This is a genomic window from Solitalea longa (assembly GCF_002920915.1).
Taxonomy (GTDB): domain Bacteria; phylum Bacteroidota; class Bacteroidia; order Sphingobacteriales; family Sphingobacteriaceae; genus Solitalea; species Solitalea longa.
In genome coordinates this window covers 144,279-159,738 of sequence record NZ_PQVF01000004.1, presented here as the reverse complement: position 1 = coordinate 159,738, position 15,460 = coordinate 144,279, and the positions used below count along the sequence as shown (strand labels likewise).

The window sequence follows — 15,460 nt, the reverse complement described above, 5'->3', positions numbered from 1 at the left end:
TTGGCAAATAATAGCTAAATAATTAAGAAGATATATTAACTCTTACTCATTTATTAAGTCATTTGAATTGAAACTATTAGCTCATTTAATTAAAACTTTCCTTTCTTCATTTTTTTATTTTTGTTATTTTTTTTTTGAAAAATGGGGTTTAAATAGAATTTTCTATACTTATTAATTATAAACTGAAATATTCCTAAAAATAGTTCATTTTAAATGAGATAATTTCAATAACTTATTGATAATCAGATACTGACATTTTTGTAACTTATGTAAATAAGCCAGTTTATTTCCTCTTTATGGGTATTCTAAAAATGTCGAAACATGACACAAAATCTACTTAGAATTTTCTTCCTACTGCAATTTGTATTGATGGTTCAAGGTAGCTATCAATGTTTTGCAAATTCTATTTCATCCGAAGTTCTTGCAGCGGCCGTTGCAGATATTAAAGTAAGCGGAACTGTAAAGGATGAAACAGGAGAGCCCTTGCCGGGGGTATCTGTTGTATTAAAAGGGACCAATGTTGGCACTACCACTAATGCTGAAGGGTATTTTACTATTACCGTTCCCGAAAATGGTACTTTAATTTTTCAATACATCGGTTTTCAAAAACAAGAAATTGCAATTAATAAAAGACAGAAAATTGATGTAAAACTACAGGAGGAATCACGTACCCTGAATGAAGTATTGGTTGTTGGTTACGGTACGCAAAAGAGGAGAGAGGTTACCGGTGCGATAACTAAAGTTAATGCGGCAGAAATTACTGCATTGCCAACACCGAGTTTTGAGGCAAGTCTTCAAGGGCGGGCTGCAGGAGTGCAGGTAACACAAGGAAGTGGTTTGGCTGGTTCTGGTTCTGTTGTACGGATTCGGGGTGCGGCCTCTATAAGCGCAGGTGGAGACCCCCTTTATGTTGTTGATGGTATTCCCGTAACACAAGATCCTTTTTTAAATGCTAATCGCGGGGGTATGAATCAAAATCCGTTGGCAGCACTCAATCCAAATGACATTGAGTCAATAGAGGTATTGAAAGATGCCGGAGCTGCCGGTATTTACGGTTCTAGGGGCTCTAATGGAGTAGTGCTAATAACCACTAAGAAAGGTAAAGAAGGCAAACCGGTATTTAATTTTTCAACCAGGGTTGGGTTTTCTAATGCTTCCATTAAACCTGATTTCTTAAATGGATCAGAATGGCTTCAGTTACGTCAGGAAGCATGGGAGAATGATGGAAATACAGGGTTAGCACCATTACCTAATGGTTTATCATGGGACCTTGCCAATAGAACAAATACTGACTGGTGGAATGAAACTACTGAAACAGGTATTCAAAATGATAATAATTTGTCGTTTACATACGGTACAAAAAAATATAAAACCTATGTGGGGCTAAACTATAGCAAGGATAATAGTTATTTAAAAGGGAATTCATATGGTCGTGCAGGAGCTAAAGCATCTCTTGAGTATAAAATATTAGATAACCTTAATTTAACCGTTAATGGTAGTTTCGGTCGTGGACAGAATAATCGTGTAGCTTCGGCCTGGAGCGGTGGACTGGGTGATGCGATGTCAACTGCTCTTCCTATTTATCCTGTTTACAATGACGATGGTTCATTTTTTACGCTTGGTGCTAATCCGGTTAGGCAACGCGAAGGTACCATTTGGAGAACAGTTGATTTGCGTAGTATTGGAACGATCTCACTTAATTATACACCAGTTAAGAACCTTACGTTTACTTATAATGGAGGTATTGATTACCTTGATATTAAGGAAGATAAATTTCAAAATGCAGACCTGGTGGGAAGGGACCCGACCGAACAGGGTAGGGCCGAACGTTGGCCTACTTACGTTTCTAACTGGAATAACTCATTGGTCGGATCTTATAATTGGATCCCAAATGAGCAAAATAAACTAACCGGTACGCTGGGTATTGAGACTCAAAAATCAACAGCTAAAGCTGCTTCTGTAACTCAGGATTTTGCCGATGGACCATTGTATGATTACTCCGGTAATATGAAGGATGATCCCACAATTTTGGGATTGAATGCAAAAATTTCGGATCAATGGACTTTTATAAGTTATTTTGGAAGGGTAAATTATACATATAATAATCGCTATGTACTTCAGGTTCTGGCCCGGGTTGATGGTTCCTCTAAATTCGGCAAGAATAATAGATATGGTTTTTTTCCAGCAGTTTCAGGCGCATGGATCTTATCTGAAGAAGACTTTTTAAAATCAGTAAACTTTATTGATGTATTAAAACTTAGGGCAAGTTTTGGTGTCACTGGAAATTCTAATATTCCATTTAATCAATGGATCGGAACCTATGCAACTCCCGATGTTTTACCTCTATATAATGGTAATCCGGTTACTGCTCCTACAAGACTTGAGAATCCTGACCTAAAATGGGAAACCTCAAATAATTTCGACATAGGCCTTGATTTTTCACTCCTTAATGCCCGCATCACTGGCGAACTTTCATATTATAACAAACTTTCAAAAGATGTACTTATTAATCGGAATCTGCCACAGTCAACTGGCTGGTCAACCTATTGGCAAAACATTGGAAAGATAAAAAATTACGGGATCGAATTTGCCATTAATACAGTTAACGTTAAAACTAAAGATTTTAGCTGGTCGACTAATTTTAATATTTCTAGTTTGAATAATAAAGTGGTTGACCTTGGAGATCTTTCTTCAGATGCAGTAGGAGGAGGCACAAATGATACCCGGGTGGTTGAAGGTTATCCTGTTGGAACCAATTATTTGGTGAGGTATTATGGAACAGATCCAACCGATGGTTTGCCTATTTGGTTAGATATAAATGGTAATAAAACTAAAACTTTCTCATTAGATAATCGTGTAGTTACCGGAAAGGTATCACCTGATGCATTTGGTGGTTTAACTAATACTTTTAAATATAAACTATTTGAGTTAGGTGTTTTGTTCAATTTCTCTTTTGGAGGAAATATATATGATGGTTCAGCCAAACGACAAATGGGGGTTGTAACCGACTGGACTATGAGAAGTGAGATTGGGGATCGATGGCGAAAACCAGGTGATGATACTCGTTTTCCACGATTAACAATGCAAACCGGAACCTACAACGGTTTATCAAGTGAATGGCAATACAACTCTACTTTATTTCTATATGATGCCTCTTATGTACGCTTAAGGGAGCTTACTCTTTCTTATAACCTTCCAGTAGATTTTAGAAAACGAGTGGGTATCAATAGTGCAAAGGTTTTTATAACAGGCTTTAATGTTTTAACCTTTACAAAATACCCTGGGGGGGATCCCGAAATTGCCCGTGATTTTGAAAATTCTCAGGATCGAAATATGAGTCCTAATATCACCTACTTAACTCCTCCTCAACAAAAATCATGGACACTGGGAATTAACATAGGTTTTTAAATGAAATGACATTTTGAATTTAAATACTTAAGGAAATGAACAAAAAATTATATATAATATATCTGTTTGCCACTTCTTTAATCTTTTCGGGAGGTTGTAAAGACTTTCTGGAAGTGGCTCCGCAGGAAGGTCAGGTACCTAGTAGTGAAGCATTAAAAAATGAACAAGATCTTACTAATCTCTTAAACTCCTGTTATGACCTACTGGCCGGTGGAGATGACAAAATTTATGGAGGTCGCTTGCAGGTTATTCAGGAGCTTCTCTCTGATGAGTTAAGAGGTGATAATCTTACTGGCGATTTTGGCGAGATCTATAATCGCAAGTCATCAATTTTTGGTGATTACAAAACCGGTATGTATGAAAATCCTTACAAAGTAATCAATAGAGTAAATATTGTTCTTGAACACCTTGACCTGGCCACAACCAACGGCAACTCAATTGAAGGCCAGGCAAAATTCCTGCGAGCGTTATGCCATTTTGAAATGGTAAAACTTTTCGCTCAGCCCTTTGGATTTACGACTGATAATAGCCATTTAGGAGTTCCATTAAGATCTAGTTCTGAACCTTCAACAGGTACAAGACCGCCAGTAAGTGACGCCTATGCGTTTATTATTGATGATCTAAAGTCAGCAGAATCGCTATTGCCGGATGACAATGGAAATTATGCATCTATATGGGCGGTCAAGGCTTTGCTGGCACGAGTTTATTTTCAGATGAATGATTATGCAAATGCTTATAATTATTCAAATGAGGTAATTGAAAGTGGCAACTTTACATTCGACTCAGATTTTGCTACCCGTTTTTCTCCGGATGGTACTCCAGAGGCAATTTTTAAACTGGTTAATGAAAGTAATTTAAATAGATTCAATGAATTGCGTAATCAGTTTAGAAGTGATGGAAGCTCTATTCCAACCTTAAGGATCTCTCCAAGCTTTTTCTCAACTGCAACATCGAATCCTAATGACCGTAGAAACATTTGGTACACGGAGGTTCAAGGTTTCGGTGTATTAACTAAATACAACAGTAGCGTATTTGAATTGCCCGTCATTCATTTAACTGAAATGAAATTAACCCGTGCAGAAAGTGCCGGCGAATTGAATGATGCAGCTAAAATGGCTGTTGGTATTCAGGATATTAACGATATACTTGCTCGCGCTTACGGATCTACAGTGCCTCCATTGGCTACAAATTCATCTTCTGCATTAGTAATAACCACAGCCCGCCAACAACGAATTTTAGAAATGGTAGGCGAAGGAGATCGATTGACTCAAATTAAAAGAATTGGAGCAAGTGGAGAAAATGTGATTACCAGAGGTGCTCCTTGGAACTGCCCCGGAATGGTTTTACAGTTTCCTCAAGCTGAAATTGCAAACAGCGTTGATTTTCCTAGAAATCCGGAAGGTGGATGTAACTGATTAATAATATTAAAAAAACATTCAAATGAGAAGATTGATAACATTTACAATAGCCATAGGTTTAATTTTACTTGGTGTGATTTCCTGTCAACCAGAGGATGTTAAGCCTGTAGGAGAACCGGTGAATATTATTTCGGCTATGGCTGGAAACTGGACCGTGTCAAAAGTAATTCAATTTGATAATGATGCTGTGAAAAAGGGGTTCCCGTACCAGCAATTAGATATCACTGATCTTTATCCTTATACTACCATGAAACTTACTTTAAATACTGATGGTAGTGGCCAACCCTCAACTTTTACGTTTGATCCGGGCTCTTCACCAAGCTTAATTCCCATAGCATCAGGTAACTGGGAAGTAGATGATGAATTAGCACCAAAAACTATTAATCTCAGCGATGGAACAAATGAGGCAGAAATTGAAGTTGGAAATTATACAACTTTAAGAGAAAATGAACTGGTTTTGAAAGTTGTTAAAAAACTCAGTGACAAACCGGTTGTTACCTACGAATATCATTTCAAAAAGTAAATTTTAATTGATTTAGAAATGAAAACCAAAATATTCTACATAATAATAAGCCTTATTTTTACAATAAAGCAAACTAATGCACAGACATTAGTAATTTCTCCAACATCTTATACAGCTGAAGATGAGATAACTTTACGGTTTGATGTAACAGGTAGTCCGATGGCGGGTGAGGATCCTGCTTATTTATGGCTTTGGTCAAATGCAGGCAACTGTTTAACAAATGGTACATCATTTCAAAATTCAAATGATGCTAATCAGCTTACAAAAATAAGCGCAAATATTTGGGAGTTCAAGTTTACAGGTACCGTAGCTTTTGGAAAATCGCCAGCTGAACTTCAATGGTTTGGCTGTTTGGTGAAAACGAAAGATGGATCTAAACAAACTATAGATTTTAAGCCTTATAATTTCGATCCCCTTGTATTTCTTGAAACTCAGTTTCGCTCATTTCCAGCCAAGGTTTCTCAAAATGATGTAGTAACTCTCAACTTTAATCAAAGTGTGGCTGATAATCCTGATGCGGCCCGGATGACTCCTCAAAGTATTTCTATTAAAGCGATTGATGAGCATAATGTTATTATCAACGTTGAAAAAACTGGGCTTCCAATTAAAAATAGCGGGAACAAAACTTTTTCATATTCCTTCATTCCTACGCAATTATTTGCAACAGGAGGTACCAAAATAGTAAAACTGGAGTATGTGTTTGTAGGTAAGGGCTATGATGCTACAGGTAAACCTGTAGAAGTACGAACATCGGTGGCCGAATTAACTTTGTTAGATCTGGAATAAATGTTTGATCATCAACTTAAATATAACACAACAATGAAAAAGGTAATTTCAATATTGGTATCCTTTCAGTTAGTGGGGCTGATGATTGTATCATTTTTCTTGAGCAGTTGTCAACAAGATATTTTGGATGATGAAGCCAAAGGAGAAGCTTTAGGAGGCTTTACCCTTACTGCGCCGTCCAATAATACTACATTGTCCTTAAATGCTGCATATCCAACCAAGGAAGTCCTTATTCAATGGGGAGCAGCTCAACCTGGAGTTAGCATTAAGCCAACTTATAAATGGGTAGCCTCTATTAAGGGTGGCGATCTAAACACTCCACTTTTATCAATTCCATCAGATAATAATGGAAATGACACTCATCTTACTTTAACATATAAGACTATTGATGATGCATTGAAAGCTGCAGGAATACCCGATCAGGGACAGGTGGATCTGGTTTGGGCGGTTATTGCCGATAACGGATCTGTTCAGGTTCAAAGTACAGATACTTACAATATTAGCATCACCCGTTTTGGAGTGGGTTTAACTGACTTTACCCTTTATGGACCTAAATCAACCACCGCTAGTACTGAACTTGAAACAGGAGGAACCCTTAAGTTTATTTGGCAAAAAACTACTTCAACTAGTGGAGCTGTAAGTTATAAAGTACTTGTATCTGATGCTGATAATCCGAATAATAAGGTGGAATTTGTTTCTGATAATTCAGGTGCAGATACGGTTTTAACTCTGACGCATGATGCTTTATCAGATGCTTTTTTAGCCAAAGGGTATCAGGCCGGTGCTCCTGTTTCATTATCATGGACCGTTAATGCAACTGCCGGGTCTGCAACACAGCCTTCTATTTACAGCAATTCTTTACCGGTATTATTAATTGGAAAGCCTACAAAACTGTTTATAGTTGGAGGATCAACTATTGTAGATTGGTCGCCACCAGATGCAATCGGTTTAGTGTACATGGGCGATGGTAAGTTTGATATGTATCAATACATTACTGTTGCCGGTTCTGGTTTTAAATTCTTACCTCAAAAAGGCAGCTATGACGGAGATATTGGCAAAAAGAAAGGCGTTGAAGGCGAATTGGTGTCAGATGCTGAAGATAACCTTACCATACCAAGTGATGGATTTTATAGAATAGAAGTTGCAATGAACGTTGATAAAGAAACAGGTACCTATAAAGTTACTTCTACTGATTGGGGAATTATTGGCGATGCAACTCTAAATGGCTGGGGTAGTAGCACACCAATGACCATCACCTCCGCAACAAAAGGTACTTATACCTGGATTGTTACCACAGAACTAAATGTCGGTTATATGAAGTTTAGAGCTAATGACAGCTGGGATATTAACTTAGGTGACGATGATGCTAATGGTACTTTAGAATATACCGGTGGTGGCAATATCTCAATTGCAACTAAGGGAAATTATACCATTACTTTAAATCTCTCGCCTACAGGTTATACCTATTCATTAATAAAAAATTAGCTGGTTAGCAGTTCGATAAAGTCACATAAAAACAAGCCGTTAGCGAAAACTAACGGCTTGTTTTTTATATAATTCTATATAAACTCTATATAATTGGTAGGTTATTTGTATTAAATAAAATTCCTTAAAAATTGAATTTTGGATTAATCTAATAACTTGATTGAAAAAATAAATTTATCACTTAAATAACATAAAATGTAAAATAATTAATCCTAAATGGATTAATTATTCCTATTTTCAACTTAAATAATCGGAATATACTATGAATAACACATCGACATTTGAATCATATTTGGTAAAAAATAATATTTATGATGAAATGTTTGATAGTAATAATGAAATAAGAGGTCATTATAAAAAAATTATCGAATATTTATCAAGTGAATCTGTAGAAAACCTAAACAAGAAGGAAGATTTAGCAAAAAGCTTGTTTATGCGACAGGGTATTACCTTTACCGTTTATAACAGCGGAGAGGGTATTGAAAAGATTTTTCCCTTCGATATGATACCAAGAATAATTACTGAAAACGAATGGCAGTATATCGAAAAAGGTATTAAACAGCGCCTGAAGGCCCTTAATCTTTTTTTAAAAGATGTGTATACTAATCAGTTTATTCTTAAAGATGAGATTGTGCCCACTGAAATTGTATACTCTTGTCCTCACTTTACCCGCGAAATGCATGATGTAAACGTACCTTATGATATATATGTTCACATTGCCGGAATTGACCTGATCAGGGATAATGATGGAACTTTTTATGTTTTAGAAGATAATCTTCGAACACCTTCAGGTGTTAGTTACATGCTCGAAAACCGGGAAATTACTAAACGTTTATTTCCAGATATTTTGCCATTGTGTAAAGTAAGGAGTGTAACCGGTTATCCATCTATTCTCCATAAAAACCTGATGTCACTATCTCCAAGGGCCATCGCCAATCCAACAGTTGTGCTTTTATCTCCGGGAGTTTATAATTCAGCTTATTTTGAACACACCACACTGGCCCGTTTAATGGGTGTTGAATTGGTTGAAGGTCGCGATTTGGTGGTTCATAATCATAATGTATATATGAAAACCACCAACGGCTTGCAGCAAATTGATGTCATTTACCGTAGGGTGGACGATGAATTTATTGATCCGCTTACGTTTAATCCCAATAGTATTTTAGGTATTGCCGGTTTAATGAGCGCCTACAGAAAAGGGAATGTAGCCATTGTTAATGCTATAGGTAATGGTGTTGCCGATGATAAGGCCATTTATGCATATGTTCCGGATATGATCAAATACTACCTCAACGAAGAACCTATTCTTAAAAATGTGCCTACGTTCCAGCTATCCAATCCAGATGAGCGTGAATATGTATTTGCCAATATGAATAAATTGGTGATCAAAAAAACAAATGAAAGCGGCGGTTATGGCATGCTTATGGGTTTTTCAGCAACTGAGAAAGAGATCGAAGAATATAAATTGGAGATTTTAAAGGATACCCGTCAGTTTATAGCTCAGCCCACAATTAATCTTTCATCAGCGCCCTGTTACATGCATGGCAAACTTCAGCCGCGTCGCATCGATCTTCGACCCTTTGCATTGGTCGGCCCCAATGGAATTGAAATTGTTCCCGGAGGATTAACTCGTGTGGCTTTAAGAGAAGGTTCACTGGTTGTTAACAGTTCGCAGGGCGGAGGTAGCAAAGACACTTGGGTACTAGCATCATCATAATAAAGGTTTTATATTTTATAATAAATAGCTTATGCTTAGTAGAGTTGCAGATAGTTTATTTTGGCTTAGTCGTTACATGGAGCGCAGTGATGGTATTTTAAGAATGTTAAAGATCAATTATGCCACTTCGCAGGATGTGATGAATGATTTTACCTGGCGTCCGGTAATTAAAATATTTACCGGATTAAATAATAACCACCTTGTTGAGCTAGAGAATAATAGCAGAGAGGTGATTCGTTATATGCTTATAAATAAAGAAAACCACAATTCGGTTATAAATATTATTACCCTGGCTCGTGAAAATGCCCGTAGTGTTCAGGATCACATTAACAAAGACCTTTGGCAATGCTTAAACGAATATTATCACACTATTAAAGATCCTTCCATTGAACGTTTATTACAACGTGACGATCCGGTTTCGGTTTTGGATATATTGATTAAGCAAGGCATGCTTTATTACGGCACCACTGAAATAACTATGGAAAGGGGCGAAGGCCGCAGTTTTATGAGTATTGGAAAATACCTCGAACGAGCTATACAATCGATTGATATTTTAGATACCAAGATCGGTTCAGTAGACACCAGTGCCGATCTGTTAAGCGATACCAGTTACCTGAAACACTTGTTACTGTCAATTGGCGGGTATGAATTGTACTTGAAAAAGTACCGAAAAGGGATTGAAGCCGCCAACGTGGTTGAGCAGGTAGTATTCAATAATGATTTTCCACGTTCGGTGTTGTACGCAATCAATCAGCTTTATCGCTATTTTGATAGGCTTAATGCCGACCTTTCCACCAATCAGAATCAAAAACTGCTTTTTATGATAGGCAAACTACAAAGCCATGTAAAATACAGTTCGGTTGATGGAATTTATGAAGAAGGTTTGCATAATTACCTGGCTCATTTGAAAAAAGAATTGTTTGGTGTGGGAAATGCTTTGGGTGAACATTATTTCGCTTATGCTTAATCCTTAAACTTATGCCTGAATTTTACATACAACATTTAACGGTTTATAGCTATCAGAATTCAGTTCGTGATAGTGCTAACCAAATTATGCTTTATCCGATAAGTGATGAATATCAACAGGTGATAAAGCAGGATGTTAAAATTAGCGGTGATCCGCTGGTGGACATTTACAGGGATTATTATGGTAATGAAGTTGGTGTTTTTACCTATAACGAACCCCACACTGAGTTAAACATTAAATCGAAGCTGAAAGTTGAAACCATATCAAGGCCCTTGCCGGTGGATGATATGTTCGCAACCTTGCAATGGGATAAACTTGAACAGCTTAAGAATCAAATCCCTTATATCGATTATTTAAAACAGGAGCAATTTAGCGGTTTAGAAGAGTTGCGACAGATAGTAAGGCCTGAGCGAAAAACAGATTATACGCCTTATCAGGCGTCTTTACATTTTTGTAAATGCATTTACGACAATTTTGAGTACATAAAAGGGGTAACAACAGTTGAAACCACTTTAGATGAAATTTGGCAATTGAGAGCAGGCGTTTGCCAGGATTTTGCTCACATCCTTTTAGTAATGCTTCGGCTCATAAATATTCCGGCAAGGTATGTTAGCGGCTATATTTGTCCGAATAAAAATGGAATGCGGGGCGAGGGAGCAACTCATGCATGGGCGGAGGCTTATATTCCAGAATACGGTTGGCTCGGTTTAGATCCAACTAATAATTGTATTGCCAACGAAACACATGTTCGTTTAGCTGTTGGCCGTAATTTTAGTGATTGTTCGCCTGTTAAAGGTGTTTATAAAGGCGGAGGCGATCACATCTTAAGTGTTTCGGTTTTAGTTGGAAATGAAGATAATTTGCAAGCTGATTTTGGTGATATCATCGAATCAGTGAATCAAACGGTTAATAACCGTAATAGTTACCAACGACATATTGAAATAGTGCACCAGCAGCAGCAGCAACAACAGCAATAAGTGATAAAAAGCAAAAGGTGCATGAAATGCACCTTTGCCAAACTAACACAACTAAAAAAATCCACAGATGAGTTAAACCTGTTGGAAAACTTCCTGTATAATTTGCACAGGAGTATCTTTATGATGGTGTAATCCCTGATCGTAAAATGTAACCCTTCCGGTTTCTACATTGTATAAACCACCTACTAAAACAACTTCTGCGTTGGCGATCATCTCATCCAGAATTGCACTTTTCTCACGTATTTTTTTCTTTGTTGCAAAAATGTTGAGTTTGGTAACATTGTTCACAAAGTCGATATTCTTTGAATTTCGATTGTTTACTGTCAAAATCTCAGCATCCAATGCGGGTTGTACCTTGTTTAATAATCCACTTAAATTACCTAATTGAACATGGTCGCACGCTCCTTTAATAGCACCACAATTGGTATGGCCCAAAACTACAATTAGCTTAGAACCCGCAACCTTACAGGCAAACTCCATACTTCCTAGAATATCTTCATTTACAATATTTCCGGCAATACGTATGCTGAAAATATCCCCGATACTCTGATCAAAGATTACCTCCGATGAAGTCCTCGAATCGATACAGCTTAAAATTACAGCATGAGGGAACTGACCATTTGAAGTGGTATGCACCAAGTGCGAGTGATTTCGCTCTAAACGGTTGTTGCTTACAAAACGGTCATTGCCATCTTTAAGTATTTGCAAAACCTTTTCAGGGGTTAACAGCGACTGCGTTTCTTTAGTAGGGGCACTGATAAAGCTTACATTGTTATAATCTTTATAATCATTTTTGAAGCCCACTAAGTTTACTTGTATGTTCCTTTCAGGGGCTTTCACGTCCTTAAACTCCTTTATTACCTCAATAACATCAAAATCAATATAAACAGATTTTGTGGCGTCTAAAACCACTTTTGAGTTATGAGGAATATTCTCAAGGGTCAACAACAATGAAGCTTTGTTTAAAAATGAAACTTCTTCTGATAATTCCACTCTGATTACTTCACCCACGTGGTATTGCTCTTTTTTGAAGAAATAGGCATTGCGAAGATTTTTATTCAAAATGCTTAAGGTAGATACCGCAATACCAATGGCAATACCGATTAATAAGTCGGTGAAAACAATGGCCAATATGGTAACCACGAACGGAATAAACTGCCCCCAGCCATTCTGATACATGTCTTTAAAGATCTTAACTTTAGCCAATTTATAACCGGTCATTATTAAAATGGCTGCCAATGCTGCTAAAGGAATCATATTTAACAACCCTGGAATGAACATGGCTGAAATTAAAAGTAGTGTACCATGTAATATGGTGGATAGTTTAGATTTTGCTCCCGATTGAACATTTGCCGAACTGCGAACAATTACTGAAGTAACAGGTAAACCTCCGATTAAGCCCGATATCATATTGCCGATACCTTGAGCCGTTAATTCTCTGTTTGTAGACGAATATCTGCGCTCAGGATCGAGCTTATCAACTGCTTCAAGGCTTAATAAAGATTCAATGGAAGCAACAATTGCAATGGTTACAGCCACCATGTAAACCTGAGGGTTGGCAAGCGCTGTAAAATCAGGAAGGGTAAAATTGCTTACAAAGCCACCAAAGCCATCGCTTAAAGGAATATTTACCAAGTGTGAAGACTGAACAGCCAATGGTGACCCTGTTACAATAAACAACTGATTTAGCAGCATTGCAATAACCACAACAGCTAAAGGAGCAGGGAATAGTTTGAATTTTTTAAAGAATGGTCGTTCCCATACTAACAGCAAGGCAACCGACACAGCAGCAATAACAATAGCTCCTAAATGAACTTTAGAAAGCATAAAGAATAATTCAGAAAAGGTATTATGCTGATCAGCGTCAATAAAACTGAGATTACCTTCAGCGTTGGCATCATATCCGAAAGCGTGCGGAATTTGCTTTAAGATCAGGATGATACCGATAGCGGCCAGCATACCTTTAATCACATTTGATGGAATATAATTAGATACTGTTCCTGCCTTTACCAATCCCAAAATTATTTGTAAAGCTCCAGCTAATACCACTGCCAATAAAAACGTTTCATAAGCGCCCAGTTCTGTTATGGCACTTAAAACAATTGCTGTTAAACCAGCTGCAGGCCCGCTCACACTTAACTGTGAACCACTGAAACTGCCCACAACTATTCCACCCACAATACCGGCAATTAAACCTGAAAATAGGGGAGCGCCTGAAGCCATAGCTACACCTAAACATAAGGGTAAGGCCACCAAAAACACGACGATACTCGCCGGAAAGTCATTTTTTATATTCGAAAGTAAACCTGAGGTTTTCATTTTAGTAAATTTTAATTAATTAAACCCGACTTTTCATTTTCCCCCAAAGTATAATCAGTTATTGACTATACGGAAAATGCAAGCCCGAAAAATTGAAACAATAGTTCATCATTAACATTAGCTTATTGCTAAAGTCATGGCAAAAAGGTTTAATTAAGAAAAGTTTGGAGGGGGGCAGAGGATCTCTATATGCGGATCTTTATGTAGAATAAGTTCGAAACCATGGTTTCTTGAACGTAAAAAGGCATCAATACTTTGAAGGAGCACTGCGTTTTTGTTGAAATAATCATCAAATGACTTCTTTTTCAATTTTTTCGCATGATCATGGTTATCTTTATGATCCTCCTCTTCAATCAATACCTGTTGTGATGTTTTATTTAACCAGCTATATACAGTACAAACCTCCGCAAGCATAATATTTGCTAGCAGTAGTATGAAAGTAATATGTACCAGTTTTTTAAGCATCGTATCACAAAACTAATTTTTTCGATTTAAATTGATGGTAAAAATATTATTACTATAAAGTTAATAGACTATTTGAAAAATTAACTCGAAGTAAAAATGCCTGTTATTAAACCATTTAAAGGCTTAAAGCCCGGAGCTTTATTTGTTGAAAAAGTAGTGCTGAATCATATTGATAATCCTTTTTCAACGCAGCATCAACAATGGTTGCAAACCCATCCTGAATCTTTTTTACATCTACTAAACCCTGAGATTGATTTGCAAAATCATGAATCGAGATTTGGAAATATTATCGTTAAGCTTAAGCATTTTTTACAGCAGCATATTTTAGAACGAGATCACAAAGCCTGTTTCTATATTTATCGGCTTACAGTTGATGATCAGTCATCAACAGGTATATGGACCTGTACATTACTCGATGATTATCTGAATAACTCCATTAAGAAACATGAATTTACTCAACCCGAAAAAGAGCATCAACTTTATCAGTTTATACAAGAAACCGGTTTGGACTGTATTCCGGTCTTGATTACCTATAAGTTTGATACTTCCATTGACTCAGTTGTAAACAGAATTATTAAAAAATCGGCGGCTTTAAGTTTTTTGGATACAGACAAACGACAACATGAATTATGGATGATTGATAAGGATGAGGATATTGAATTTTTGGAAATTCAATTTAAAATCTTAAAACCGGTTTATATTGCTGACGGTCATCACCGGGCTGCGGCGTTTTCGAAATATGGAATTAGCAGGCGTAAGCATAACCAACAGCATAACGGCAATGAAGAATACAATTATTTCTCCTCTATTTATTTTCCTTCAACCGATTTGAATATCTTTTCTTATTCCCGTTTAATAAAGTCTGAATTAAAGGCTGATAATCTTATCCATCAAATAAAAAGCAAGTATCAATTCGAATCAGTAGCTAAGGAAAATTGCTTTTACCCTTCAAAAAAAGGAGAGTTTGGTTTGTTTGCTAACGGACAATGGTATAAGTTTTATATTGACTGCGATGATCAGGAATCAGAAACCAGAGTGGATCAACTTGATGTAAGCATTCTTCAAAAACACATTCTCGAACCGTTATTCGAAATAGATGATCCCCGAAATAATAAGAAACTTGGCTTCGCTCCGGGAACATTCACCTGCCGGGAGCTTACAACAAAAATAAATGCAGAAGGGTATAATTATGCAATTACTTTATACCCGATATCAGTTGATGAGTTAATGGCAGTTGCCGATGCAGGTGAAATTATGCCGCCAAAATCAACCTGGTTTGAACCAAAAATGCCTTTAGGGTTGGTAACGCATTTTATAGATTGATAAACAGAGAAAATCAGAATTATAAAATCAAGATTCAAGAAATTTCAAAGTGCCAAAAGTTGAACTATTATT

At 36.9% G+C, this 15,460-nt stretch carries 11 protein-coding genes; 9 read left to right on the top strand and 2 right to left on the bottom strand.

Going from position 1 to position 15,460, the window contains the following annotated elements:
* Positions 1 to 321: 321 nt before the first annotated feature.
* The 8 genes from C3K47_RS06460 to C3K47_RS06425 all read left to right on the top strand — a co-directional run bounded on the left by C3K47_RS06460 (position 322) and on the right by C3K47_RS06425 (position 11,281).
* The gene (locus C3K47_RS06460) at positions 322 to 3,408 is read left to right on the top strand and encodes a SusC/RagA family TonB-linked outer membrane protein (protein WP_103788307.1); all 3,087 of its coding nucleotides are present in this window, start codon (positions 322 to 324) and stop codon (positions 3,406 to 3,408) included.
* 35 nt (positions 3,409 to 3,443) lie between these two features.
* Entirely contained in the window at positions 3,444 to 4,823 is a 1,380-nt protein-coding gene (locus tag C3K47_RS06455; RefSeq protein WP_103788306.1) for a RagB/SusD family nutrient uptake outer membrane protein, read from the top strand.
* 25 nt (positions 4,824 to 4,848) lie between these two features.
* Complete coding sequence (locus tag C3K47_RS06450) at positions 4,849 to 5,349, top strand: DUF5004 domain-containing protein (RefSeq protein WP_103788305.1); 501 nt, start codon at positions 4,849 to 4,851, stop codon at positions 5,347 to 5,349.
* Positions 5,350 to 5,367: 18 nt separating this feature from the next.
* Entirely contained in the window at positions 5,368 to 6,135 is a 768-nt protein-coding gene (locus tag C3K47_RS06445; protein WP_103788304.1) for a hypothetical protein, read from the top strand.
* 33 nt (positions 6,136 to 6,168) lie between these two features.
* Positions 6,169 to 7,620, top strand: coding sequence for a SusF/SusE family outer membrane protein (locus C3K47_RS06440; protein ID WP_165784650.1), 1,452 nt, complete (start codon positions 6,169 to 6,171; stop codon positions 7,618 to 7,620).
* Between the two features lie 262 nt (positions 7,621 to 7,882).
* Positions 7,883 to 9,337, top strand: coding sequence for a circularly permuted type 2 ATP-grasp protein (locus C3K47_RS06435; RefSeq protein WP_103788302.1), 1,455 nt, complete (start codon positions 7,883 to 7,885; stop codon positions 9,335 to 9,337).
* 31 nt (positions 9,338 to 9,368) lie between these two features.
* Positions 9,369 to 10,304, top strand: a complete 936-nt coding sequence (locus C3K47_RS06430; protein WP_103788301.1) for an alpha-E domain-containing protein — start codon at positions 9,369 to 9,371, stop codon at positions 10,302 to 10,304.
* An 11-nt stretch (positions 10,305 to 10,315) separates the two neighbouring features.
* Positions 10,316 to 11,281, top strand: coding sequence for a transglutaminase family protein (locus C3K47_RS06425; RefSeq protein WP_103788300.1), 966 nt, complete (start codon positions 10,316 to 10,318; stop codon positions 11,279 to 11,281).
* Positions 11,282 to 11,353: 72 nt separating this feature from the next.
* Here the strand turns inward: C3K47_RS06425 and C3K47_RS06420 are convergent, their stop codons facing one another.
* Together C3K47_RS06420 and C3K47_RS06415 are read right to left on the bottom strand one after the other, a co-directional pair.
* Positions 11,354 to 13,600, bottom strand: coding sequence for a bifunctional SulP family inorganic anion transporter/carbonic anhydrase (locus C3K47_RS06420; protein ID WP_103788299.1), 2,247 nt, complete (start codon positions 13,598 to 13,600; stop codon positions 11,354 to 11,356).
* A gap of 153 nt (positions 13,601 to 13,753) precedes the next feature.
* On the bottom strand, positions 13,754 to 14,065 hold the full coding sequence (locus C3K47_RS06415; RefSeq protein ID WP_103788298.1) for a hypothetical protein: 312 nt from the start codon (positions 14,063 to 14,065) through the stop codon (positions 13,754 to 13,756).
* Between the two features lie 96 nt (positions 14,066 to 14,161).
* Between C3K47_RS06415 and C3K47_RS06410 the strand changes: the two genes are divergently transcribed.
* Positions 14,162 to 15,388 carry a DUF1015 domain-containing protein gene (locus C3K47_RS06410; protein WP_103788297.1) on the top strand — a complete coding sequence of 409 codons (1,227 nt, stop codon included), beginning with the start codon at positions 14,162 to 14,164 and terminating at the stop codon, positions 15,386 to 15,388.
* The last annotated feature ends 72 nt before the right edge of the window (positions 15,389 to 15,460 follow it).